The sequence below is a fragment of the Gardnerella sp. DNF00109 genome (assembly GCF_049262845.1).
Taxonomy (GTDB): domain Bacteria; phylum Actinomycetota; class Actinomycetes; order Actinomycetales; family Bifidobacteriaceae; genus Bifidobacterium; species Bifidobacterium vaginale.
Window position 1 is genome coordinate 1,265,381 of record NZ_CP058406.1, and the last position, 25,778, is coordinate 1,291,158.

Below are 25,778 nucleotides of genomic sequence, written 5' to 3' on the forward strand. Positions count from 1 at the left end.
CCAAACTACGCTAAACAATGAAGTTCGCTAAAAAGCCTAAGCATAAAATATATAAATCCCAACTACAACTGACATATAACTAAACAACTAAGGAGCTAAAATGACCACAATCATTCTAGATTGCGATCCAGGTCATGACGACGCTATGGCTATTCTGCTAGCGCTTGGCAATCCAAACATTGATTTGCTTGGTGTAACAACAGTCGGCGGAAATCAAAGCCTAGAAAAGGTGACTTACAATGCGCGAGCGACTCTAGAAATGGCACATGCTACAAATATCCCTGTTCACGCAGGCTGCGACCGCCCAATGATTCGTCCTCTAGAAGTTGCTGCTGCTGTTCACGGAGAAACCGGCCTGGATGGAGTGACTTTGCCAGAGCCAACTCGTCCTTTAGATGAGGGACACGCAGTAAACTGGATTATTGACACAATAATGAGTCATGAGCCAGGCACGATCACACTTGTACCAACTGGACCTCTTACAAACATAGCTATGGCAGTTCGCTTAGAGCCACGAATCGTTAGCCGAGTTAAGGAAGTCGTTCTCATGGGCGGCGGCTATCACGTTGGCAATTGGAGCGCAGTTGCAGAGTTTAACATTAAGGTAGATCCAGAAGCCGCTCACGTTGTGTTTAATGAAGATTGGCCTATTACAATGGTTGGTCTTGATTTAACTCATCAGGCACTTTGCACTCCAGAAGTACAAGCTAGGATTGACGCTATCGGTACGCCTCTTTCTGCTTTTGCAAGCGGATTGATGGACTTCTTCCGTAAGGCATACAAGAACAACCAGGACTTTATCGACCCACCAGTTCATGATCCTTGCACGGTTGCATATTTGATAGATCACAGCGTTGTACAAACTCGCAGATGCCCTGTAGACGTTGAGATTAAGGGAGATTTGACGCTTGGCATGACGGTAGCAGATTTGCGTGGACCAGAGCCATCGGCTGACAAGTGCCATACTCAAGTGGCAACTAAACTCGACTTTAACAAGTTCTGGGATTTGATTATTGACGCTTTAAAAGAATTGAAATAATTGAGGTAATTGAAAATAGAGGTTAATTATGACTGAGGTTTCATCTAAAAAACCATCTATGTTGGATAAGGGTGGACGATCAATCGTAGCGCTTATGGTAGCGCTGCTTGTGGCGATTTTCGCATTCCAGCTTAACGCATCTATGCTTTCTCCAGCTCTAGCAACAATGACTCGAGAGCTTAAAACAACGGATTCTCAAATCGCCTTAACGCAAACAGTATTCTTTACTGCAGCAGCATTATTCTCGCTGTTCTTGCCGCGTTTAGCTGATCTTGTTGGACGAAAAAAGGTTCTTACTGGAATTTTAATCTCCACTATTTTGGGTTGTGCAGTGAGTGCTATTGCGCCAAATGTAACAGTTCTTATGATTGGACGAATTCTTCAAGGAGCAAGCGGACCTGTTGTACCAATGTGCTTGATTATGCTTCGCGTGCGCGTTAGCGAAGAAAAACGCTACGCAAAGCTAATGGCAATTCTGACTTCTGTGAACGGCGGTATTGCAGGCGTTGATGCGCTTCTTGGCGGCTGGCTTGCAGGAAACTTTGGCTTTAGATCCGTATTCTGGACTATGGCAGCCATTGGTATAATCGCTGTTCTTTTGGTTGCTTTCTATGCTGAAGAATCCCATGCTCAAGATACGCCAAAGATGGATTGGGTTGGAGTTGTAACCCTTGGTATAGCATTCCTAGCAGCATATCTTGCTATCAACGAGATTGGTAAACTTGCTGGCGCGAATTTGAGTCTTGTAGCAGGTCTTGTGGTTCTTGCAGTAGTATTCTTTGTAGTGTTCTGGAACGTAGAGGGCAAAAACTCTGCTCCTCTTGTTTCTACAAAATATATGAGTCAGCGTCGCACTTGGGGCTTGCTTTCTTGCACGCTTCTTACTATGACTGGCGTATTTGCAATTATGAACGGCGTTGTTCCACAGCTAGCTCAAGATGCTAAGGCTGGCGCTGGAATGGGTGCGGACATCGTAAGCTTTGCAACTCTTACACCTTACGCAATCATCGGCTTCGTGTTTGGACCTGTTGCGGGTATGCTTGCTGCAAAGTTCGGGTATCGTCTTGTGCTGCGTGCTGGAATTCTTGTGAGCGTTCTTGGCGTGGTGTTTGGAATTTATGTTGCAGCCTCGCCTTCTGTTTGGTCGCTTGTAGTGCTTTCTTTGTGGCTTGGTATCAGCTATGCTGGCGTTGCAAACATTATGCTTAACGGTCTTGGAATTGTGCTTTCGCCAAAGGATAATCCTGGATATTTGCCTGGAATGAATGCTGGCGCGTTTAATCTTGGTGCAGGCTTGAGCTTTGCGATTCTTTACGCTGTTATGACTAATTTTGTACAATCTGCTGGAGCATCAGCTGGATATATTGCTTCGATGGTTGCTGGAATCGTGCTACTTGCTTTGGCGTTTGCATGCTCATTCTTGATTCCTAAGCCAGAAGATTGCGAGTGATTCACTAATCTAATTCATTCGTTTTCATTCTTTTAATAATTGCCTGAGAATGTTGCAAAAATCATATTTTGCGCACCATTCTCAGGCAAATTTTTTGCTCAACACCAAAGATAGAGATTTGGTATTTACACGCGCTCGTGAATGTTTTCCATCCTCTCCATTACAAGCTCTGGAGTCATCGACTCGTGCACAGCTTCTACCGACTCTGTGTTAAGAGCTGCGGCGGCTACAGCGAATCGCCCTGTCTTCGTGTTATCAAAATGATTATATCTAGCATAGATCAACGCCGCTGTAGCAGCATCGCTTGAACCATTGTCGTTGCCAACCGCGCGCACGCCTTCTCCACCGTTTCCGTGCGCAACAATCATTCTTTGTACACGTTTTAGCGGTACGGGATAGAACGCTACTCCTTCGTCCGCTACGCCATACGCTACTCCTTCGCGCCCCGAGTTAACAAACACATGCCCAACTCCTCGTTTTAGCAATACCTTAGCGCATCTTACTGCAGATTTTTCGTCTACCGCACAAATGCCTGTTAACGCCTGCGATTCGGCTGTGTCTAATATGAGTGTGTCTATGCAGTGTAGTCTGGAAAGTATTCGTGGAGCTTTTGCATCGGTTATTGCGCGCACCATTATTGGTCTATGATAGTTGTCGCACACCCATTCGAAGGATTTTTGTGAAATGTTGGTGTCTAGTGCAACTATGTCTGCGTTTTCTATTATCGATATTCTTTCGCGCAAGAAGTCTGGTGTCATGTAATCGTAGATGCTCATGTCGTCTAGTGCTAAAAGCCTTTGCCCCGATGCGTCTCCTACATACATGTATGATGCTGTCATTGCATCTGGTAGCTGCTTTGAGTATCCTATTTCTAATCCGTTTACAGACGCGTCGACTTTGAATAATTCTCCGTTGTGGTCGCCGCCGTACACGGATACTAGGCTTACTCGTGTGTTCATTCTTTCTAGTGCCACGGCTATGTTTCGTCCGACTCCGCCTAGCGCGTATCGTACTTTTGCAGCGTTTGAAGTGTAGTCCATTAGGTCTCCGCACGCGATTCCCAGCACGTCCATGCTTATTCCGCCTATTACTGTTACGTAGCTAGGTGGTGTGACTATGTATCCTTTTCCTCTAAGGTATCCTTTGCGAATAAGATTGGAAATGTGTGCAGCTACGCCTGATCTTGTTATTCCTGCTAGGTCTGCAAGTTCTTGCTGACTAATCATAGGGTTCTGTTGAATCCACGATAGAATTTGTTGTTCGCGCTCAGTCATCTTTGCCTCATCTCTCGCGATTTTACCTTTCTATATATCTAGGATATTCAAAAATTGTTTTTTTCGCACGTTTATTGTGAAAATATATATTATTTTTTATTATATTATTTTTTATTTGGCGTTTATTTTTTTATTTGGCGTCTGGGTGCTTAATCGTTATCAGCCGCTTTTAATAGTGCTTTTAGCCTATTAAAAGCGATTTTTGTACAAAACTACTTGGGCAATTTGTGTTTCATGAATCTGATTTCATTAATCTAATTGCTTAGTATTGCTGTGCTGCTACCTTGTGTAAAGTCTAAAACTGCTCCGGCGGTTTGTGGATGTTCTAGTAAGGTCGGGTCGTGTTCTAGTAGCGTGTTTGCGTCCTCTCTTGCTTCTGCAATGATTTTTGCGTCTTTTACTACTCTTAATAGTTTTAGACTGGATTTTCCACCTGACTGACTGTCTCCTAGAACGTCTCCAACGTTTCTTAATTCTAGGTCTTTTTGGGCTATTATGGCGCCGTCTAACGAGTTTTCTACTACTTGTAAACGTTCAGCTGCTAACTGATTGTTTGGTGCGTTTGACACTAGGAAAGCCCAGGATTGTGTGCCTGAACGTCCCACTCGTCCTCTGAGCTGGTGTAGTTGTGCTAGTCCGAAGCGGTCTGCGTCGAAAATCACTATACAACTGGCTTTTGCTACGTCTACTCCGACTTCTATAACCGTTGTGGAAACTAGGATTTGTACTTGTCCACTGTCGAATTTGTGCATTATTTCGCGTTTTTCTTCGTCGCTTGTACGACCTGTTAGTTGTGCGAATTCTACGCCTTTGAATTGTGGTAGGTTTTGTAAGCGTTTTGATATTTGTAAAACTGTGTGGACTTCTCGCTGAGCAATTTGTGTATTTTGGGTATTTTGTGAATTTAGAGTGTATGAGTCTTGGGTCTCTTGGTAGATCGCATCAGCATTATTGTAAGTATTGTAAGTATTATCGTTGTTTTCTTCACTGTCTTCACTGTCTATTCGAGCGCATACAACATATGCTCGCTCTCCTGCATCGATTCTGGAGCGAATGTGGTAGAACATGGATGCCATCTTATGCGAGTCTTCTTCGTTTATTACAAAAGTGCGGATTGGTTTGCGTCCGCCTGGAAGCTCTGTTAAATAGGATGCGTCTAGGTCTCCAAACCATGTCATTGCTGCGGATCGCGGTATTGGTGTGGCTGTCATGACTAACAAGTGTGGAACCGCGTTTCCGCTTATCTTGCGTAATAGTGTGTCTCGTTGTTCTACGCCAAATCTGTGCTGTTCGTCGATTATCACCAGCGCTAGGTTTGTTGGTTTAAAGCTTGCGGAGAAAGCTGCGTGTGTTGCCACAATAATCGCTGGCTCTCCACTTGCTACTTTTGCTAGTGCACTTCGTCTGCTGGCTAGCTTCATTCCGCCTGTTATGAGCGTTATTTCAACGTTTATCCCTGCACGCTCAATCATCTGTTGTAGGTTTGTGGCATGCTGTGATGCTAATACTTGTGTTGGGGCTATTAGTACCGCTTGGTGTCCTGATCCTACGGCTTGTAGCATTGCGCTCATTGCTACTATTGTTTTTCCAGAGCCGACTTCTCCTTGCAAAAGACGACGCATTGGTTTTAATGGGGACTCCTCGGTTGCTTGCGATTCGCCTTGCATATCTGCTGTTATTTCGCTAATAACGTTTTTTTGTCCTTCTGTTAGCTCGAATGGTAGGCTTTCTTCAAAGTGTTTTCTTAGCTCGCTGTTTTCGCACGTGTATGCCTTATTTTCCCCTGATTTTTTGCGTGATTGCAAAACTGCTATTTGTGATATGAATGCTTCTTCGTAGCGCATTGTGTGTATTGCGTTTTCAAAGTCGTTTTTGTTTTGTGGATTGTGGATTGATTCGAATGCTGCCGCGCGGTGCATTAGGTTTCTACTGTTTGTGACGAATTGTGGCAGAACGTCTGGCAAAACATCTGAAAGAACATTTGTATCAGGAACATTTGTATCAGCAACACCTGTAGTATCAACATTAAAATCGCTAGAATCGCAAGTCTTAAAAAGTCGCAATAATCCTAAAATCGTCTCGTGAATATGTTCACTAGATATTCTCGAATTTGCGTGGTAAATCGGTTGTGGCGCGCAAAGTTTTTCAATCCCATCTTCTACACTTTGCACAGAAAAATCATCGCTGTTTTGCACGCGCGCATCAGTATTATAAGCAGAATCATCGCTTTCAGCACTCTTTGCTCGAACAGTTAGAATCTGCGGATGTGTAAACTGTAGTCTCCCATTGAACTCGCCGCTTGTGCCTCCTACAACAACGGTTTGTCCTACTGCAATTCTGCCACTAACCCATTGCACGTATTGTCTGTTCTTTGAAAAATACACAATCTGTGCTTGTGCCGCATCTTGCGCTACGTTTACTTCTAGCCGATATCCTCGTCGCGCTGCCATTTGCACTATGTTTATAGATTGTATTGTCGCTGAGAACGCCACTTCTTGACCTGGCAAAATTTGGCTTAAATGCGCGCGTTTTAGCGGATTTGTGACTCTAAACGGGTAGTATGTTAGCGCGTCTTTTACTGTGATTACGCCTAGTGATTTTAGGGAAGACACGCGTCTCTTGTTGCTTACGATTGACGATATTGCTGTGTTTAGTGTTATGCGTGCTGCCATACTTCGATTATAATCGTTGCGCTACGATTTAAGCGAAAAGGTAGGTCGGAGCGCAAGTGAGGTGGAGATTCGAGATTTTTCGCACTGAATGAGATGAACCTCAGCATCTTTGATGGTGATTCATCGAATGAAGAAGAAAAATCGAGAATCTCGGTGATAAAAACCACGCAAAAGTTTTAGATATTCAGAAGGTTTGATGTATTTCTATACGAGCAATAAAAGAGGAGCGTAGCGACGGGACTTGCGAGGAGAGAAATACTCAAACCTCGCGCAACAACAAATAGGAAAGCGTGCTACGATTTAAGCGAAAAATAGGGAAACAAAAAAGCCCCGAGCACTGCTCAGGGCCTTACATCTAACACGCGATTCACGCCTCAACGCGCTGAACCTTACCTGCCTTAATGCATTTTACGCACACACGAAGGCGAACATTTTCGCCATCAATGGTGGTGCGAACCGGCTGAAGGTTCGGGCGGAAGGTGCGCTTATTGCGGATGTGCGAATGTGAAACGCTGAAACCGGTTTGCGGTCCCTTGCCACATACTGCGCAACGAGCTGCCATAATTGGACTCCTATTTTCTTTGACTTGCAAGTCTTGCGTCGCTCACCCACGCAAACCGCCCACGCGACTAACCGACGCTAAATCGCATAAACAAATAAGCATGCTTGAACGCACAACTACACAAGTATATCACTACGCCCGACATTAAATCACACAGGGCTTATCATCAATCAAAATCCGCGAATTTTCGCGCAAATCCTCAATATTCTTGCATCCAAGCAACGCCATAATCACACGAATCTGCGCCTTCCAAGACTCAATTTGCTCAACAAGCGCATCTTCTCCTTCGTTAATAAGCGTGTGCAAAAATTCGCCAGCAACTCCAGCAGCGCTTGCACCAAGCCGCAATGAGCGCACAACATCAAGCGGCGTACGCACTCCTCCGCTTGCAAACACTTGCATTCGCGCACTATTGCAAGAATCCGATGAATCGCGCGGCTCGCGCAAAATCTCATCGCATTGCGCTATGTCTAGCAACGATTCGACAGTTGTAAGCCCCCAGGAATCGAGGAACTCGTAGCCGCTTTCACGCCCACGCCTTGCGTTTTCAATCGCAACAAAATTCGTGCCTCCGCGTCCGCCAACATCTACAGCGCGCACGCCCACATTTTGCAAGCGCAGCACATCACGAGCACCCATTCCGCACCCAGTCTCTTTAACAACAACTGGCACTTTCATTGAATCAAGCGCGCTTACAATTGTCTCAATATTGTTAAGCCACGCACTAAAATCGCGGTCTCCTTCGCTCATCACAAGCTCTTGTGCCGCGTTTAGGTGGATTTGCAACGCGTTTGCTTGCAAAATTTCTACAGCTTTAATCGCCTGCTCAGCGCTCACTCCTGCGCTTACATTCGCCATTACAAATCCATGCGGATTAAAGCGTCGAATCACGCTAAAAGTCCCTGCAAGCCGCGGATTTTTAAGCGCTGCGCTTAGCGAGCCAGAAGCCATTGCTAAGCCAGTTTTTGCAGCTACCCTCGCTAGCGACTCGTTTATATTTTCGCCTTTTTTGCTGCCGCCAGTCATTGCGTTAATATACAGCGGAGTATCCCATTTTGTGCTTTCGTCAAACACGCTCACACTTGTATCTACATCGCTTAATGCCAATTGCGGCAGCGCGTTTGGAATAAACCGCACGTGTTCAAAACCAGATTCCGCGTGCGCATTGTATTGTTCGCACGCGAGTTTTATGTGATCGTCTTTGCGTTGTTCAATAAGCGAGAGGTCGCTACTTTCATCAAATTCTGCGACTTTCAGATTAAGCGCCTCAATACCGCTGTTTTGCCATTCTTCTTCAATGCGAACAAACACAGCATCAAAATCTTCCGCGCGCGCAATCGCGATTCCGCAATCTCCTCCGCCTGCTCCACTTGTTTTGGACGGCAATCCTGCATCATTGGCAACTTCTATTAGCCGCGTGAGTTTTGGCGTTTCGATTAATGTTCCCGTGATTTCGCCAAGATCTTTCAGCAGCGCACGATTTCGCGCAAATCCGCTTAATAACGCGTCTATGCGCCCATTTTCTAGCGCATTTGCGATTTTTTGCACGCATTTTTCGCTTTGTACGCAAAAATCTTCGTATGTTTTAGAGTAAGTCTTAGCGCTTGTTTTAGAGGGATTGTGCGCGGTTAAATCGCCAGCCTTCACTCCAGCTTTTACACTTCCAACAAGTTCTGCGCTGCTGGCAGGATTCCCCGTCCACCCAACTAAGAGTCGCAAGCCTGCGCCTACTTTTAATCGTTTTACTTCAAATCGCGGCCATTTTTTTCTAAGCAGCTTGTGTAGGCTTGAGTCTCCACTTTCAATCATTTCTATTTCTGCTTCAAGCCATTCGCGATTGTACGCGCGGTACATTACCCATCCGCCGTATGCGCTTGCTGCCACGTCTCCGCCGCTTCCTGACTTTTTTACTAGCGACGATGCAATTATGGCTAGCTTGCACAATTCTGGCGTTGTAAGCGTTAATCCGTACCATTTGCACAGCGCTCGCACAGCCGCCACCGTTACGGCTGCAGATGATCCAAGCCCGTATTTTTTGCCTGTTTTTTTATCGTCTAAATCACTTTCTATTTGTAGATTGTATAGGTTTATGGCTGTATTTCCTTCATCTAGTAAAACGTTTTTTACTTCTTTTGTTTCGCGCGCAAAATCGTCTACTATTTGCATTGCGGAAAATACGTATGAATAGATTTTTTTTAATTTTTTTATTTGAGAATCTTGGTTTTGTTCATCGCTGGTTGCTGGCGACTTTTCCGCTGGCAAGTCGCAAGCATCCGTTGAGTCTTTTGCGCTCATAGTTATATCTTCTGCATCTTTTTCGTCTAAAATAAATTCCCTGCCGAAGATTCCACGCTTCCAATAAAGAGGCTTATAGTTTTTAGACTCACTCGTGATTTTTCCGTAAAATGTTGGTAAATCTAGTTTTTTAAGATTATTTTTTTCGGATTCGTTTTTATTAAAGTCGCAGCTGTTATACGTTTTTCCATGACTATCACGTATTAGTAGGTTGTCATCGTCAACTGTAACTTTTACATAACGATTCACAGCTGCTACGATTGCAGCGCATCCATCTACAACAGCGTATTCGCCTGCTATGTAAAGTTTTCCAGGCGCTAAAGCTTGCTCATTAGTCATGATTCTCTCCGTATGCTAACGCCACTTCCTGGGCGTGCAATAACAAACTGCGGATTGGATTGCGCAAAGCTGCTAAATGACGGCGATTCCTGCGACTCGCGCAAACGCTTAATCTCACTCAACACGCGCAAACTCAACTCGTTTTTAACTCGCAAAACTTGCTCCGCGCTAGTTAAAACTTTAACATTCGGACCAGCATCCATTGTAGCCCAAACTGGAAATCCGCTTTCATCGCGCATTTTTCGCACAACGTTAAGCACAACATGCGTTTCATCTGTTAAATAGTTTACGCTTTCAGCAGCCGCGCGCATTGCGTCGTGCATTCCTAAAGCGTTTCTCTCCGACACTTCTCCCAATGCTTGAATATCACAATTTTTGATAGCTGATAACGCCGTATTTAGGTCTTTTTTGCAGTTTTTGATCCAGTCTGCGTAGATTGGTGATGTTTCTACTGTGCGTCGCATTGCTTCACGGCTTGAAATCTTCTTTTTACTAGAGTTTAAAATAACAGTTACCATTGCTAGTTGAAGCTCTTCTGGTGTTTCGATTGGCTCTGCGTAAGACGTTTCGTCGCTTGCGCCAGCGTTCCATAATACTAATCCGCCGTAAATCGACCTGCATGCTGATCCAGATCCTTTGCGAGCTAGAATCGATAAGTTGCGTGGGCTTAGGTTTAATCCTGCGGCGTATGATGCTGCAGACGCAAGTGCCGCAAAACCAGATGCGCTAGAAGCTAATCCTGCGGCTGTTGGAACTGTGTTTACGCTTACGACTTGTGCTTTGCTCTTAATTCCAGCAATTTTTCGCACAATATCTAGCATTTTTACTATTCGTGCACGCTCTGAACTTTGGAGTAAATCGCCTGTAAAGTTTACTCCGTTTAAGCAAATCGAGTCTGCCTCTAGGCAATCATCAAATCGTACTTTTGTTGTTGTGGAAAATCCGTCTAAAGTCAGAGATAATGAGGAAGTATATGGCAAAATCAGAGTTTCATCTCGTTTCCCCCAATATTTGATTAGCGCAATATTTGCGTTTGCTGTAGCTGTAAAAGCGGCTCCGTAATTACTGTTATTAAACGCATCAATATCATCAAGCACATTAAACGCTATTTTTGGCTCAATTTCAACGTTTTCCACGCGTACCCTTTCTTAAGTCTTTAGTCTTTAAAGCGTTTTTAAAGCATACTAACGAATTAGTTATGATTATTGCCCAATTTCTACAATCCACGTTCTAGCTGCTCCAGCGTTTTTAAGCGCTATGCTTACTTTAGACGCATCCTCCTGACTTTGCGCAATTGCTATAATGCATCCACCTCCGCCTCCGCCTGTAAGCTTTGCTCCTAGAGCACCATTTTCGCAAGCATTTTTAACTAGAGCGTCTAAAAATGGCGTACTTATACCTAATTCCGCAAGAATTTTGTGAGCACGAGTCATGCTCGATCCAATATTTTGTATATTGCCAAACTCTAAATCATTCTCTGCGTTAAGAGCGATTTGACCAAGCTCTTGCAAAAGTGCATTTACGATTTTCGGCTGGCTATCGCGTTTTTTGCGTAATGCTTCTACTGTTACTTTTGTTGTTCCTTTGAATCCCGAATCAGCTAGCACAATCCAAGCGCGTATTGTTGGGCTTATGCTCATTCGGCTAAATTTGCCATCCAAGAAGCGAACTGGCTGCTGCAGCATCGCACTGGTTGCTGTGGCGTCTAATCCAGATGCTTTCCCGTGCGCAACGCGTTCTGCGTCTTGCGTAATCTCGAATAGTTTTTCATCGCTGGCATTAATACTGTAGTAGTCGAGTATTGCGCGGATCACTGCTCCTGCCGCTGCCGCCGAAGACCCCAATCCTCGCTCTGGCGGAAAATCGCAAACGGTTTCTATTTGCAATGCTTCGCCCTGCCAATTGGCGAAACGTAATGCCTCTTGTATTGCGGTTTTAATCGACGCGAATCGCGCAGGTGCGCTTCGTAAAAGACCATCAAATCCTAATGCTTTAAGTGTTATGAGGTTTTGCATCTGGCAGCTAAGGTCTTCTGCTGAATCGCATAATTCTGCTCTTTTGCCTTCGTCTGCTGTGGCGCTTGTGTCGTTGAGTGTTCGTGCACTTGTTACTGTTGCGTGCATCTTAAGATTTTGCAATGGAAGCGCTACTGCGCTGTAGCCATAAACAACCGAGTGTTCGCCAAAAAGAATCACTTTTGCGCAAGTTGTGCCTCTGCCAACGCGATTTTTTGCGCGCGCAACCACGAGCATACTATTGAACTCGTTATTGCGCTCTTTATCACGCTCATTCTTGTGCGCATTCTTACTCTCGCACGGATTGGATGCGTGGCGATTCGCTAAAGTGTTGCACTCAGTCACTAATCCTCCTTTGCGACACATATGGCTTACTTGTTGGCACTGCTTAATTGATGCGCGTTTAAGCTTATTTGCCCAACTTTTATAATCTAGTCGCTAAAGCGATTAAACACCACGATTTGCGCTATACGCACACAACACATTCACATTTCCCGAATTTGCGCGACAACCTGCCTGAGCGCTTAAAGCGTAGCGCGCGAAGGCAATTCGGAGCGCTGAGCCGCTCAAACGTAAAGTCCAGTGGACTTTACGTGCGGCGAAGACGTGAGCGTAGCTAACCTGCGCGAGCGACACGACACGCCGTAAACTCGGTACAAACGCACTACATGATTACGCCAAACTAGGTAGAGATTCGAGATTTTTCGCAGCTATCGAAGCGAGCCTCAGCGTCGCTAGATGGCGACTCGCTGAGAGAGTAAGAAAAATCGAGAATCTCGATGATTAAGCAATACGCAATTGTTCAGACTTGTAAGAGGGCTGGGTGATTCTTGGTCGAACAGTATAAGAGCGGCAGCCGATATCAAACAATCCAATGATCAACCACTACAAAAAAACCTCAACACAAAAACAAAATCAAAGACAAAACGGAACAACCGCAACTCTAGACTACACGTAATAGGCGGAGCGTTGTGCGAATCGACGACTTCGAGCTGCATAGCGCGCGAGAAGTCACCTCGATTCGCTGAGCCGCTTAAATGTAAAGTCCAGTGGACTTTACATGCGGCGAAGACGTGAGCGCGGCTAATCCGCGCGAGCGCAGAAACACCCAGCCCTCATACAACAGTAAACAGAGAATGTCGCGCAATACCAAGTAAGGAATAGTGCGCAACACCAAATAATTAATGGCTTGAAGAAACTATCCCCAAGCCATTAATTCACATTACTCCAATCGTAGCAGCATCACACACTGCTACAGATTAAACTAACGAGCCGAATGCTTCCTACGCTTAGACGCAGCACCAACCACTCCGAGCCCAGCAAACACCGCAGCCAAAGCAGCAAACACCGAGGAACTAGCGCCAGTATTAACACCACTCACGTCACCACGCTTAAGATTCACTCCAGCAGAATCACGCGCCGCGAGCATTCCCGCACGCAAAGCTGCACGCGCAGCACGCAAACGAGCCAAAGCCGAATCAACCTGCCCCTGAGTAGCATTCGCGTCCGCTAACACTAAACGAGCATAATTCAAAGCCGCATTAAACTCACTCACCAAGTTAGAATCAGCCACCACGCCATTAGCATTAGCCGAAACATCACCAAGAGCTTGATCAACCTCAGCCTGCAAAGCACCCTTATCAACAACATTATTAACACTAGTAGTATTCGAATCATTAACACCAACACCAGTATTGTCACCAACACCACTGCCACTATTAATAAGTCTGTTATAAGAATCAATCAACTTTTGCTTAGCATCACGAAGCCTACGAAGAGCCTGATCAACCTGATCCTGAGTAGCATTAAGATCCTTAAGCACACTATCAGCATCATTCAACGCCTGCTGATACTCCGCCAAATCAGCAGCCTTACCAATAATGAACGGAATCGACTTACGGAAGTCAGGATCCTTACCAGCTTCAGTGTTCAAATCAGACTTATCGGTCTTGTGTGAATCAGTAAGCTTCTGCTTAGCATCCTGGAGCTTCTTCAAAGCCTCGTCAACCTCAGCCTGAGTTGCATTAGGGTTCTTAAGAACTGCATTAGCTTCATCCAATGCGCGCTTATAAGCCTCAGCCTCTGAGCTTCCTGCAGCATTCTGATACTCAGGAGACTGAGTGAAATCAGAATCCTTACCAGCTTCAGCAGTCAGATCAGTCTTATCAGTCTTATAACCATCCGAAAGCTTCTTCTTAGCAGCTTGCAATGCATCTAGAGCATCGTAAAGCTGCTTTTGAGTTGGAACCGTTGTTACGCCTTCTGGAAGCTTGGTCTTCGGCTTGCCAGTAGTACGATCGAAAGCTTTAAGAAGATCCCTAGCAGTCTTTAGCTTCGTGTTATAGTCTTCAAGAGCCTTCTTGGAATCTTCATCACCCTTAGCAGTCGCGTTCTTGAACGCAGGAGTGTTCTCGAACACGTCATCTCTAGTGTCTTTATCTCCATCCTTAGACTTGTCAACTTCTTGCTGAAGCTCAGTAGAACTGGTCTTATAATCAGCAAGAATTTTATCCTTGATTTCCTTCAGCTTCTGAAGAGCCTCGTCAACTTCCTTCTGAGATGGAACGTCAGTTACATCAGACTTTGGTTTACCGTCATCACCGAACTTTTCAAGCAAAGTCCTAGCTTTCTTCAACGCTTCCTTATAAGCAGAGATGTCAGCATTATCCTTGCCGTCATCAGTCTTCTTAGAATCAGCGTTCTTGAACTCAGTAGTAGCCTCAAAGTCATCTTTACCAACGGTAGTTACACCATCAGCAGTAGACTTCGCAGACTCATCCTTCAAATCCTTAGCATTAGTCGTAAAGGCATCATCGATAGCTTTCTTTGCCTTTTGCAAGGCTTCCAAAGCTTTCTTAACATCAGCATTAGTTGGCTTTTTATCTGGATCAGCATTCGGATCTGGGTTCTTCACTTTGTTAATAAGATCCTGCGCAGCCTTAAACTTCTCGTTATAATCTTGAAGCTTCTTGGTGGCAGAGTCATTACCAGTTGCAGCATCGCCAGTTTCGGACTGCTTCTTATACAGAGCATTCTTGTACGGAATCGACTCCTCGAATGGAGGAGTTACAGGCTTGCCTGTAGCATCCTTGTCGCCAACCTCCTTTTTAAGAGGATCAACAACAGTCTTGTACCCGTTGGTAACTGTATCCATGGCTGCTTGCAGGGTCTTAAGAGCATCATCGACTTCCTGCTGAGTCTTGCCAGTTGGATTCTCGATGATGTCCTTAGCTTTCTTCAAAGCGCCGTTTTCAGTGGTCTCATCCAAAGCTCCAACATCAGTTTTAGCCTTGGATTGCTTCTGCGTATCAGAGGAGTCATCTTTAAGAGCTGACGCATTCTTATACTCAGGAGTCTTCTTAAAGTCACCATTCGCAAAATCTTTAGCAGCGGTTAGCGCATCAAGATTGGTCTTGTAACCATCAGTAATAGTTTGCTTTGCCTTCTTCAAAGCCTCAAGCGCCTCGTCAACCTGCTTCTGCGTTGGGCGTTCACTGTTCTTCTTGCCTGAATCAGTTGCAGCCTTTACAAGATCGCGAGCAGCCTTAAGCGCCTTCTTATAAGCATCAATATCAGACTTTGCCTGCTGAACATCAGGATCAGTATCTGGCTTAACGCTTTGCTTGTAAGATGCGTTCTTGAACTCTGGAGAGTCCTCAAACTGACCAGCGGTTGGAGTAGTCGCAGTATCTGCCTGAGACTTGTCAGCCTCCGTACTCAAAGCATCCGTATTAGTCTTGTATGTGTCAAGCTTGGTACGTGCTTCATCGAGAGCCTTAAGCGCCTCGTTGATGTCTTTTTGAGTTGGCTTTGCGTCTTGCGGCGTATCGGCGCTGTCATGCCTCTTCAAAAGCTCCTGAGCTTTTGTCAAAGCATCATCATACGCCTTCTTGGCTGCGGCTGCATTTTTATTCTTATCCGTATCAGGAACAAGCTTGCCGTCCTGCTCCTTCATGAAGTGAGGATCAGATGCGTTGCGATATGCGTCGGAATCCTTTGTGCCTTCAACAGCCTGCTCAGTACCCGATGCGTCTTTACCGTTCTTATCAACACTCTTCTTCAGTGCTTCAACGTTAGTATCTTGAGCCTTAAGAGCGTCACGCTTCTCATCAAGCTTCTTAAGAGCCGCATCCACCTGCGCCTGGGTAGCGGTTGGATTCGTCAAGAGCTTCTTAGCATCAGCAAGCGCATCGTCGTAGTCTTTAGCCTTTTTCTTGATATCCTCGTATCCAGATTTATCTTCCTTACCATCAGTACCCAGCTTGTGCGGATCCTTGGTGTTCTTATACGCTGGATCCTTCTGAGTATCGGTATCCTTGTTGATGGATTCCTGCAGCTTATCAGTCTTGGTTGCAAACTCATCCAGTTTCTTAGCAGCGTCGTTGAGCTCCTTAAGAATAGCGGTAACATCCCTATCCAAAGGCTCGCCCTTTGCGTGCTGTTGAATATTATCAAGACAATTAGGCTTTGTGGTATCTACATCTGTTCCAGGAGTAATACCTTCAGATATAGGTTGACTGTCTGCGCCCTTATCCTTATCCATCTTGTTGTCGAACGCATTATGAAGCTTCTTGAGAGCAGCATCGTAAGCATCCTTGGCTTTCTTAGCAGCTGATCCTTCAGTACCAGCGGAAGCGTTTTGATACGCAGGACTTGTAGTAATAGCCAGACTGTTAAGCAATGCAGCAGAAATCTTGCTCGTATCAGTTGCGTACTTATCAATAACTTCGCGCGCTTTTTCAAGAGCTGTCTTGGCTTCATTAATCTGTTCTTGATCTGGAGCATCTTTACCAGTCTTAGCTTCTTCTAGCTTTTTCTTAAGCGCCTTAGCCTTCTGATAAGCATCGTTATAATTCTTAAATGCAGTAGCAGCATCTGTATCCCCTTCCTTGCCTTTATCAAATGCATTGAAGTACGCAGGCATAAGGTAACCGCTAAAGTTGTCCGCAATAGCTTTCGTAAGATCGTTAGCATCGGTCTTGTAACCCTCGTGCAACGCCTTTTCAGCAGCTTCGAGCTTTTGCTTGGCTTCATCAACTTCTTTTTGAGTTGCTTTTTCTTTCTTAAGAACATCGCGAGCATTCTTCAACGCAGTGTCATAGTTATTGATGGCAGTTGAAGCAGCCTGATCATTACCATCAGCCTTGGTCTTTGCATTCTTATAGAAGGTACTCTTTGGGCCATTAGTATTATCAGGATCAGGATTATCAAAACTCTGCTTTTCTGCAGCAGCTAGCTTAGACTTATCCGTAGCTTTAGCATCAAGAGCTGCTTTAGCTTTCTTAAGATCATCAATAGCTTTGTTAACGTCCTTTTGTGAAGCGTTTGGATCGGCTGACAAACGAATTGCGTCCTCTAGCGCATTATCGTATGCTTCACGCTCATTTTCAGTTGAATTTTTATATGTTGGGTCAGCTTTATCTAATTTCTGATCAACAGTAAGAGTATTCAGAGTATCGTTCGTATACTCATACACATGACCATGCTGAGCGATGGCATTATTCAACTCATCTTTGTTGGTAGAGTACTTATCAAGCTCCTTACGCGCAGCATCGAGCTTTGCCTTGGCATCGTCAACAGCCTTTTGTGTGGCGTTGTCGTCAGCCTTTACTTTCTCAGCTTCAGCAAGCGCATCATCATAAGCTTTTTTAGCAGCCTTAGCTGCTTCATTCTTCTTGGTATCAGGCTTTCCATCGTCGGTCTGGAATGCTTGATCAGTAACATTCTTATACTTATCAGTAGTTACCGTACCAGGAGTTGCAGCAGTAGCGCCTTCTGGAGCCTTACCATTGGCTTCAATCGACTTATTCAGCTCTTCCTTCTTGGTAGCATCACCATCAAGAGCCTCGCGCGCCTTATTCAAAGTAATAGTCGCGTTATCAACCTCAGCCTTAAGCTCTTCGGTTAAATCAGCATCAGTTTTGTTACCAACTTTTTCAAGCGTTTTTTTAGCAGCATCAAGCGCCTTATCGTACGCATCTTTCTTCTCAGCAGACGCGTTGTAATACTTAGACTCGGTTGGAGTCTTCTTGTCAGCAGCAAGCTTGTGATCGCCAATCGACTTAGAAAGATCATCCTTCTTATGATTCGTCTGCGGTACAAACACCACGTTGATACCCTTAGGAGTATTGCGCAAATTATACTTGTTCTCGCCATACACGTAGTTGTAGTAATACAAGCTATAAGGCTCAATAAACAAGCGCCCGAGCATGAATTTGCCTGTTTTACCAGCAACGTTTACCTTTTTGCTGTCATCGTCAAACGTAAAGTCGCCTACACTTGACTGCTCGTCACCCATCTTCTTGTTGGAGTTATCAACAGGTTTTGCAAAACCGCCATAGCTACTACCATTAAGCTTAACAAGATTTAGAACACCAATTGGCTCTCCTTTGTCGTCAACCGTGTAAGACCTGTGAGTATGTCTAGCTTGCCCGTTCGAACCTTCTCGCTTAACAGTATCAATCTCAGTTCCAAGAAGATTCTCTCGCAACTGTGGGTTATCAGTCTTCACATCAGACTTTACAGTAGCTTTCAATAAACCAAGTACGGCTTTCGTATTGATTTGCTCGCCTTTATCTGGATCGTAACGGTAAACCAGAGTCTTGCCATCTTCCATCCAAGCAAGACCTTCATCGCTTGTGCGCCCACTAATCTTGTTATTGCTAGCCTCCCAGCTAAGCGTGTAATCCTTGCGCAAATCAATCAAACGCGTAAGCTCATGCTTCTGAATGTCGGACTCAAACTGAGCATATGCTTTATCGGTTCTGATAGTAACGGTAATTTTATTTTCATTCATACCGTTGGAAATGCCCGTGTTCTGACCACCACTTGCAGTCGTATCTCCCGTAAGATACTCAAGCGAAATCTGCTTTTCGTAGTCTTTTGCACTTAAACCAAGCTCTTGATTGTCTTTATTAGCTTCGTAAATAGCTTTCTTGATTTGCTTCAACTCAGCTTGCGAGTAACCCAAAGGATTAGCAACAACCACTGCCTTAACCTTCGAGGTATAAGAATCACTTGGAATTGCAACTTTATCAGTAGCAACTCTTGTAAGCACTAAATCACTCAAAGGAATCTTTGGATCATCTTGCGGACTTAATCCATCGAAGTCGATTGTCGCAGTACCACTGCTGTCAAACGTAACTTTGTCGGTAGATACGCCGTTAAGTTTTGCAAGATTCTTTCTGATTTGAGTCTTTTGATCCTCTGTAAGCTTGCTAAAATCAACTGTATCCACAACCGGCTTCTCAATGCGAGTGCTATAGCGCACTACAGTAAGAGGTATTTCCGGAGACTTCATTCCCAAATCTGTTACAAGATACGTTTTAAGCTTTCGCTCGCCAAATGAGTAATCTCCACTATCATTAGTTTTATTAATTTCTCCAAACATAGCTCCGTCATAAGAACCCATGCCCTGCGGAATTTTTGCATCTACCGTATCTGGAGTGTTATTAACAGTGTTTTCATCAACGCGTAAACCAACACCTGTTGACTTACTTTGAGCAACAAGCTGATCAGCTACACTGCTACCAGACTTATGTTCAGTAGGAAGATTTACTGCTTTGTGAAGTACTTCTCGTACTTTATCTGCCGTCAATCTATCGTTATACTTTAAGACGATTGATCCTGCTGTTTTTGGCGGAACAAGCGTTGCAACACGGAAGTTATTAGATGTTTTGTCATGCTGCAAATTAGTCTTATCGTAATACAAGAAGATTGAGCGGTTTGCGCAATAGCCTTGACCCGAAGATATGCCGCCATCCCTGAATGGCTGCTGCATAATCAAGTCCACGCTACCGTCAGTATTCGTCTTTAACTCGTAAATTCCAGAATAACTTTGGTGCATTTCATCTACACGATTAGAATCGAATTCGATGATTTTCTTGTAAGCTTCAGGATCATCAGTATTAATACTATCTTTTGAATCTGGAAGAATTACTACGCGTACAACCGGCTTGCCATCCGCACTCTTTGGCAAATGGTACACAACTTTCTGCTTTTCAAGTTGTGTATCAAACGTGTTGCTAGGAGTTGCCCAACCATAAATGTTTGGCAGATTTTGTGAAAAAACTACCTCATCAGGATTGTGCTCTGTGCCAGCGCGATCTTCTTCCTGAGGTACTGTGCTTGCAGGAGTCTCAGGTTGCTTATTTTCATCTAGCGAACGCTTTGTACGACTCTTCTTTGCAACATTTTCTGCAGGTGCGTTATTTTTCGCAGTGGCGCTACTGGTTGTATTAGTCTTATCAGTTGCAGGAGTCTTATTGGTAGTGGTCTTACTATCTACATACTCAGTGCTCGCAGTATTCTGCTCAGCGATTTTCTTCTGCTCAGCATTATTCTCAATTTGCTTCTTACCATCAGTCTTTACTACAGACTGCACAGAAGCATTCTTACTGCTAGTTAAATTCTGTTCGGTCTTAGACTTGTTATCCTGAGTCTCGGCAACATTCTTGTCTGTAGCAACCTTCTTATCAGCCTGATCATTCTTAGCCGCAGAAGGCTCAGCTTTCTTAGAATCCTCAATCTTAGAAGCATCATCCTTCTTAGTAGTTTCGGTCGCAGTCTTATCAGAATCCTTAGAGCCCTCAGCCTCAGCATTCTTCTTAGCAACTAAATTCTGCTCCTTTGTAGAATCATTCGTATTAACAGGAGCAACATTAGCCTCCACAGCCATTGCAGGAGTTGCGCCAAAAGCAATCGCAGCGCCAGCAATTACGCCAGCAGCGCCAGCCGAAAGAGCAGCCACCTTACGCATATCAACAGCCTTTTCAATCGCTTTACTTACTACAGCATCTAACTTCACAGTATTCGCATGCTTTCTGGATTTTGATACCATGATATACTTCTTTCACTTAGTAATCCGATAACGAGGCAGATTCGCATGCCCGCCTATAGACATGCAAAATGCAAATTTTCAACAACGCTAATTTAAAATTTTCATAGCGCACGTTTATAAAATCGCAAGCTATCTTTGTTAGGTTATTATAACAATTTAAAAATTTTTTTGAAGTCAAATAACATATGTTTAAATCAAAAAAGCCTATAGTACCCCCCCCCCCCCAAGCCATATTTTTCAACGGTTTTAGGGATTAATATTTTTTTGTAAATATTTTGAATAGGGGCGTTTTTTCACAACTTTTCATTAACCAATCTAAACATTTGTTATGATACAAATCACATTTTTAGACCCTCTGTAGTGGGTTTTTCTCTTTTATCCCGCGTTTGTTCCCATATTTGGCATTTCGATAAACAAACGCGGGAATACCCCTCGCGAACGTAGAAACACCCAGCCCTCGCGCAACACCAAACAAGGAATATCGCTCGCGCGGATTAGCCGCGCTCACGTCTTCGCCGCATGTAAAGTCCACTGGACTTTACGTTTGAGCGGCTCAGCGCTCCGAATTGCCTTTTCGCGCTACGCTCTAAGCGAAAAGGCAGGTCGTCGCGCAAGCAAGGTAGAGATTCGAGATTTTTCGCACTGAATGAGATGTATCGCTCGCGCGTTACAGCGCGCTCACGTCTTCGCTTGCGTTGAAAGCACACTGTGCTTTCAACTTTGAGCAAGCTCAGCGAATCGAAGTGCATTCGCGCGCTACGCTATTCCTCGCGGCTATTAGTAGCCGCTCGGCTGATTTGGCATGTAAAGTCCACTGGACTTTACATTTGAGCCAAATCACGCTTTGAAGGAGCTTGAAATGCGTTATGCAATTTCAAGCTCAGTCAAAGCGCCCATGCAAGTCGATTCGCAATAAAAAAGCTCTGTGTGAGTCACAGCAAGTAAAACTCGCCACAACTCACACAGAGCCAATGCTTAAGATCAATCCAAATGGATTGCCTCCCAACGCAAATACAACGCAAATCCTACAAAACTCGCAACACTCGCGTGGGAAGCTGGAACACGTTTAACTACTCAGCTACAACCTTAACAGTAAAGGAAGCGCTGATTTCTGGGTGAAGAGCCACAGTTGCTGGGAACTCGCCAGTGGTCTTGATTACAGCAACGCTAATAGCGCGTGCTTCAACGGCGGCCTTTGGTGCCAAAGCAGCAGCAATCTTATCGGCGGAAATACCACCGAAGAGCTTGCCAGACTCGCTCACCTTAGCAGCGATTTCTACAACAGTACCTTCGATTGCTGCCTTAGCTGCAACAGCCTCTTCGCGAGTGGCAACAGCCTTAGCCAAGCGAGCGCGGCGCATTGCTTCAATCTGGGAAGCAGCACCCTTATTCCATGCAAAAGCTAAGCCTTGCGGAATCAAGTAGTTACGTGCGTAACCAGCCTTAACAGTAATAACGTCACCAGAGTGACCCAAGTTTGCAACGGTCTTGGTGAGAATAACCTTGGTTTCTGCCATGTTCTTATCCTCTCAATCAGCGACCAGTGGTGGCGTATGGGAGCAAAGCCATTTCGCGAGCGTTCTTAACTGCCTTCGCGATCTTGCGCTGTTCCTGTACGGTTACACCAGTAATACGACGGGAACGAATCTTGCCGCGGTCCGAAACGAACTTACGCAACAAAGCAACGTCCTTGTAATCAATTTCAGTAATCTTGGCAGCCTTCAAAGGATTTGGCTTCTTTTTGAAAGGCTTGACCGGTGGTTGCGGCCTCTTACGTGACATAGGATGTCCTCTCTCAAATGCGTTATAAACATTTATTTTTGTTTACACGCTAAACTGATGTTTTTAAGTTTATAAAAGTCAATTTTTAGTTAGATTTTAAATCAAATTCTAAATTATGTTTTAGATTAGACTAACAAGCGCCCAACCAGATAGTCGCAAGCAACCGCGGATTAACCGCCATTATCTCGCCTAGTAAGCTAGTAAACTAGAACTCTGGCTCTTCGTCTGATCCACCAAAATCGGAGCTAGCTCCAAACGTTGCAAATCCGCCATTTGATGGAGCAGAAGCACTCCACGGGTCTTCAACGTTTACGCCCTGATTAGCGCCATTTTGCGCATTCATTCCAGCACCAGCAGCCGCACTATTCGCATAATTCGCGCCGCCAGCATAACCGCCAGTGTATCCACCAGCATTCATACCAGCTCCAGCACCAGCGCCCTGATTGAATCCATTATTGTTCCCAGCAAAACCGCCTTTAGAGCTCAAACGATTAACTTGAGCAGTAGCAAATCGCAGGGATGGCCCAATTTCATCAATCATCAAATCGATGCTGTATCGCTTTTCGTTGCTGTTTTTATCAACGTAGTTGTTTGCACGCAACCTGCCCTGAACAATAACACGCATTCCCTTTGTAAGCGTTTGCGCGCAATGCTCAGCTAAGTCTCCCCATGCAACACATCTAAGCGATAATGGTGTGCCATTAATGTAGCTATTTGTTCTTCTGTCAAAAGTCGAAGAATTAGACACAATTGTGAAAGAAGTTCTAACACTGCCGTTAGAACTGGTGGCAGTTTCTGGCTCTTTAGCCAAATTTCCAATCACCGTTATAACAGTTTCTCCAGCCATTGCAGCCTCATTCCCTACTTTAAGACTTTTCTTACTTTGAGATTTTAGAACAAAAATCCAACTTTATTTTGACTTTACTTTGCGTCCTTGCGAAGAATCTTCGTGCGGACTACAGATTCGTTAAGATTCAAAACACGGTCAAGCTCGTCGCTAAGAGCTGGCTCAGCAGTGTAATTCACTACAACGTAGTTGCCTTCAGTCTTGCCGTCAATCTCATAGGCAAGCTTACGACGACCCCAGTAGTCGGTACCGTCAACGGAACCGCCCTCTTTGGTGACAAGCTCAAGATACTGCTCGGTCAACTTCTTAAGACCGCGCTCATCAAGCTCTGGATCGGCAATGAACATCAGTTCATACTTATGTGCAGACATCACCCACCTCCTTCGGACTATTCGGCTGTGGAATTTCCACAGCAGGAGTGTGTTTGCAAATCATTCGCAAATTAAGTTATTACGCAATATTTTTTGCATAATTTTTTGCATATTTAATTTTACGAACAACCTGTTAAGTCTACATCATGCTGGCGACTCGCCACCGCGCAGCCAATCAACAACACTAATGAGCGTAAATATTTCTGTGCTTCATGTCTTCTGGAAGTGCGTTTCTAAGCGAAACAAGCGATCCAGACCTGAACACAGACCTAATTCCAGCAGCAAGAAGAGGTGCAATCGAAAGAACCGTCATATTCTCTAAGCGCTTTTCTTCTGGAACAGGAACAGTGTCTGTCAAAATGATTTCGCGAGCTCCGCAACCTTTAAGTCGCTCTACGGCAGGTCCTGAAAGAAGCGCATGAGTTGCCACCAAAGTAACAGACTTCGCACCTGCTCCTCTAAGCGTGCGAACAGCTTCGCAAATCGTGCCAGCCGTGTCAATCATATCGTCTACAACAATGCAATCTCTGTCTTGAATATCGCCAATAATTCCGTGCGCTTCCGCGTGATTTGGCCTTGTTGTATCTCGAGTTTTGTGAATAAACGCTAACGGCAATCCACCAAGCTTTGCGGCCCACTGCTCCGAAACCTTGATTCGTCCAGCGTCTGGGGAAACAATCGTAGTGTTTTCTAGGCTCATAGTGTTACGAACGTAATCAATCAACACTGGCATTGCTGTTAAGTGGTCTACAGGTCCGTCGAAGAATCCCTGCTCTTGAGCCGCGTGCATGTCAACGGTAAGAATCCTTTTAGCTCCAGCGGAACGGAATAAGTCAAACATAAGTCGCGCTGTAATTGGCTCACGACCTTGATGCTTTTTATCTTGACGCGAATACCCAAAGAAAGGTGCTACAACGTTTATGCTTCTAGCGGATGCTCGCCTTAAAGAGTCAACCATAAGCAGCTGTTCCATAATCCAATTGTTGATTGGATCGGTGTGCGCTTGCAAAACAAAAACGTCTGCGCCTCGAACTGGCTGCGTAAAGCGCACATACATTTCTCCGTTTGCAAAATCGTAGGCAGTTGTTTCTAGAACGTCTATTCCAAGGTATTTGGCAGTTTCTTCCGCAAGTTGCGGATATGCTCTACCCGTTACTAGCATCATTTGCTTTTTTGGAGTGCCTTCAAGAATTGTTGACATATCTGCCTTCCCATTTGCAAAATCGGTAAAAACGCATACGCGATTAGTCTAGCAGCATACAGCGCCACTACTCAAACGCACGAACCACCTGTTGCGCGCTGCCGTAAGACGATTGCGCTCCAAATCCTGTTGCTGCGTATGCAGAAACATATGTTGCCACTTGCGCACTTTGAGCTAAACTAAATCCAGCGGCGAGTCCTGCCAAAACGGTTCCCATAAATGCGTCACCGCATCCCGTGGTGTCTACTGCAGAAACTTTTTGCGGGCATATGCGAACAGCCTTTTTACCATCTTCCGCATTGTAATCTAAAACAACAGAGCCTTCTGCACCAAGAGTCACAACTGCCTCGTCGAAACCATACTCGTGCATAATGCGCGCCGCATCAAACCAGTCAAAATCATCCCAATTGCCATCTTCTGGCTCGTGAATTTTAAGCAATTGCGCCATTTCATGCTCGTTTACAAGCAGTATGCTTGCGTTTTCAATCAACTCGCGTGGCAGCTCGCTTACAAAAGGCGAATTATTAAGTAAAACTTTTACGCCAGCTGTGCGCGCAATTTTTGCAGCCTCCGTTACAGTTTCCATTGGGCTTTCAAGGCACAATCCTAAAACGCTTGCACTGCTAATAGCCTTCTTAACATCTTCTTGACTAATATATTCCACACTTACTTTTGCATTAGATCCTGGAGCATAGACGATTGTGTTTTCGCCAGCTTTTGCATCTACTGTTATTACTGTTGCGCCACTTTTTATGCCTTCTACGTGCAAAATTTTAGACGTGTCTACACCTGCAGATTCTAGCGTGTTAAGAAGGAATTCTGCGTTTTCGTCGCTGCCTACAGCACCAAACATTTGCACATTCGCGCCGATTTTTGCTGCAGAAACGGCTTGATTCCCAGATTTTCCTCCTGGTAGTACTCGCAAATCACTTCCGTTTACAGTTTCTCCAGGATTTGGAAGACGGTCGGCAACTATTGTGTAATCTGCGTTCATGGAACCTACTACAGCAACATGATTTTGACTTTCGCCTATTTTTTTAAGCGCGTTAGCAAGATTTTCGTTGCTTAACGGAGTAGTTTTTTCTATCATAG

Annotated in this window: 15 protein-coding genes; 2 read left to right on the plus strand and 13 right to left on the minus strand. The window is 44.8% G+C overall.

Features of this window, described 5'->3' with window-relative positions; all coding sequences use genetic code 11:
* The first annotated feature begins 100 nt into the window (after positions 1–100).
* Positions 101–1,039 (plus strand): nucleoside hydrolase, encoded by a 939-nt coding sequence (locus HXT20_RS05065; RefSeq protein ID WP_004113476.1) that lies wholly within the window; start codon positions 101–103, stop codon positions 1,037–1,039.
* A gap of 28 nt (positions 1,040–1,067) precedes the next feature.
* A complete protein-coding gene (locus HXT20_RS05070; protein WP_004114561.1) occupies positions 1,068–2,489 on the plus strand; it encodes an MFS transporter in 1,422 nt (473 codons plus the stop codon).
* Positions 2,490–2,614: 125 nt separating this feature from the next.
* Here the strand turns inward: HXT20_RS05070 and HXT20_RS05075 are convergent, their stop codons facing one another.
* From HXT20_RS05075 to HXT20_RS05135, 13 genes are all read right to left on the minus strand, one after another.
* A complete protein-coding gene (locus tag HXT20_RS05075; protein ID WP_004113479.1) occupies positions 2,615–3,763 on the minus strand; it encodes a PfkB family carbohydrate kinase in 1,149 nt (382 codons plus the stop codon).
* A gap of 254 nt (positions 3,764–4,017) precedes the next feature.
* On the minus strand, positions 4,018–6,435 hold the full coding sequence (locus tag HXT20_RS05080; RefSeq protein WP_422114287.1) for an ATP-dependent DNA helicase RecG: 2,418 nt from the start codon (positions 6,433–6,435) through the stop codon (positions 4,018–4,020).
* Positions 6,436–6,802: 367 nt separating this feature from the next.
* Positions 6,803–6,997 (minus strand): 50S ribosomal protein L28, encoded by a 195-nt coding sequence (gene rpmB, locus HXT20_RS05085; protein ID WP_004105392.1) that lies wholly within the window; start codon positions 6,995–6,997, stop codon positions 6,803–6,805.
* A gap of 144 nt (positions 6,998–7,141) precedes the next feature.
* Positions 7,142–9,631, minus strand: a complete 2,490-nt coding sequence (fni, locus tag HXT20_RS05090; RefSeq protein WP_422114288.1) for a type 2 isopentenyl-diphosphate Delta-isomerase — start codon at positions 9,629–9,631, stop codon at positions 7,142–7,144.
* Positions 9,628–10,767, minus strand: a complete 1,140-nt coding sequence (mvaD, locus tag HXT20_RS05095; RefSeq protein WP_020759554.1) for a diphosphomevalonate decarboxylase — start codon at positions 10,765–10,767, stop codon at positions 9,628–9,630. The genes fni and mvaD overlap by 4 nt, the downstream gene beginning before the upstream one ends.
* Before the next feature lie 66 nt (positions 10,768–10,833).
* Complete coding sequence (mvk, locus tag HXT20_RS05100; RefSeq protein WP_422114289.1) at positions 10,834–11,991, minus strand: mevalonate kinase; 1,158 nt, start codon at positions 11,989–11,991, stop codon at positions 10,834–10,836.
* A 919-nt stretch (positions 11,992–12,910) separates the two neighbouring features.
* Entirely contained in the window at positions 12,911–20,485 is a 7,575-nt protein-coding gene (locus HXT20_RS05105; protein WP_422114290.1) for a peptidase, read from the minus strand.
* Positions 20,486–21,555: 1,070 nt separating this feature from the next.
* Positions 21,556–22,002, minus strand: a complete 447-nt coding sequence (gene rplI, locus HXT20_RS05110) for a 50S ribosomal protein L9 (RefSeq protein ID WP_004114542.1) — start codon at positions 22,000–22,002, stop codon at positions 21,556–21,558.
* Positions 22,003–22,018: 16 nt separating this feature from the next.
* A complete protein-coding gene (gene rpsR / locus HXT20_RS05115; protein WP_004105399.1) occupies positions 22,019–22,267 on the minus strand; it encodes a 30S ribosomal protein S18 in 249 nt (82 codons plus the stop codon).
* Between the two features lie 205 nt (positions 22,268–22,472).
* Positions 22,473–23,114: a single-stranded DNA-binding protein gene (gene ssb, locus HXT20_RS05120; RefSeq protein ID WP_004112976.1), complete on the minus strand. Its 642-nt coding sequence runs from the start codon at positions 23,112–23,114 to the stop codon at positions 22,473–22,475.
* A gap of 74 nt (positions 23,115–23,188) precedes the next feature.
* A complete protein-coding gene (gene rpsF / locus HXT20_RS05125) occupies positions 23,189–23,485 on the minus strand; it encodes a 30S ribosomal protein S6 (protein ID WP_004112977.1) in 297 nt (98 codons plus the stop codon).
* 184 nt (positions 23,486–23,669) lie between these two features.
* A complete protein-coding gene (locus HXT20_RS05130) occupies positions 23,670–24,686 on the minus strand; it encodes a ribose-phosphate diphosphokinase (protein ID WP_004112979.1) in 1,017 nt (338 codons plus the stop codon).
* 67 nt (positions 24,687–24,753) lie between these two features.
* A complete protein-coding gene (locus HXT20_RS05135; protein ID WP_182835734.1) occupies positions 24,754–25,776 on the minus strand; it encodes a ribokinase in 1,023 nt (340 codons plus the stop codon).
* Positions 25,777–25,778: the final 2 nt, after the last annotated feature.

Coding starts and splice junctions, on each gene's coding strand:
- rpsR (WP_004105399.1), bottom strand. CDS start 22,267: ATGTCACGTAAGAGGCCGCAACCACCGGTCAAGCCTTTCAAAAAGAAG.
- rpsF (WP_004112977.1), bottom strand. CDS start 23,485: ATGTCTGCACATAAGTATGAACTGATGTTCATTGCCGATCCAGAGCTT.
- HXT20_RS05080 (WP_422114287.1), bottom strand. CDS start 6,435: ATGGCAGCACGCATAACACTAAACACAGCAATATCGTCAATCGTAAGC.
- rplI (WP_004114542.1), bottom strand. CDS start 22,002: ATGGCAGAAACCAAGGTTATTCTCACCAAGACCGTTGCAAACTTGGGT.
- HXT20_RS05130 (WP_004112979.1), bottom strand. CDS start 24,686: ATGTCAACAATTCTTGAAGGCACTCCAAAAAAGCAAATGATGCTAGTA.
- HXT20_RS05135 (WP_182835734.1), bottom strand. CDS start 25,776: ATGATAGAAAAAACTACTCCGTTAAGCAACGAAAATCTTGCTAACGCG.
- HXT20_RS05070 (WP_004114561.1), top strand. CDS start 1,068: ATGACTGAGGTTTCATCTAAAAAACCATCTATGTTGGATAAGGGTGGA.
- HXT20_RS05105 (WP_422114290.1), bottom strand. CDS start 20,485: ATGGTATCAAAATCCAGAAAGCATGCGAATACTGTGAAGTTAGATGCT.
- HXT20_RS05075 (WP_004113479.1), bottom strand. CDS start 3,763: ATGACTGAGCGCGAACAACAAATTCTATCGTGGATTCAACAGAACCCT.
- fni (WP_422114288.1), bottom strand. CDS start 9,631: ATGACTAATGAGCAAGCTTTAGCGCCTGGAAAACTTTACATAGCAGGC.
- rpmB (WP_004105392.1), bottom strand. CDS start 6,997: ATGGCAGCTCGTTGCGCAGTATGTGGCAAGGGACCGCAAACCGGTTTC.
- ssb (WP_004112976.1), bottom strand. CDS start 23,114: ATGGCTGGAGAAACTGTTATAACGGTGATTGGAAATTTGGCTAAAGAG.
- HXT20_RS05065 (WP_004113476.1), top strand. CDS start 101: ATGACCACAATCATTCTAGATTGCGATCCAGGTCATGACGACGCTATG.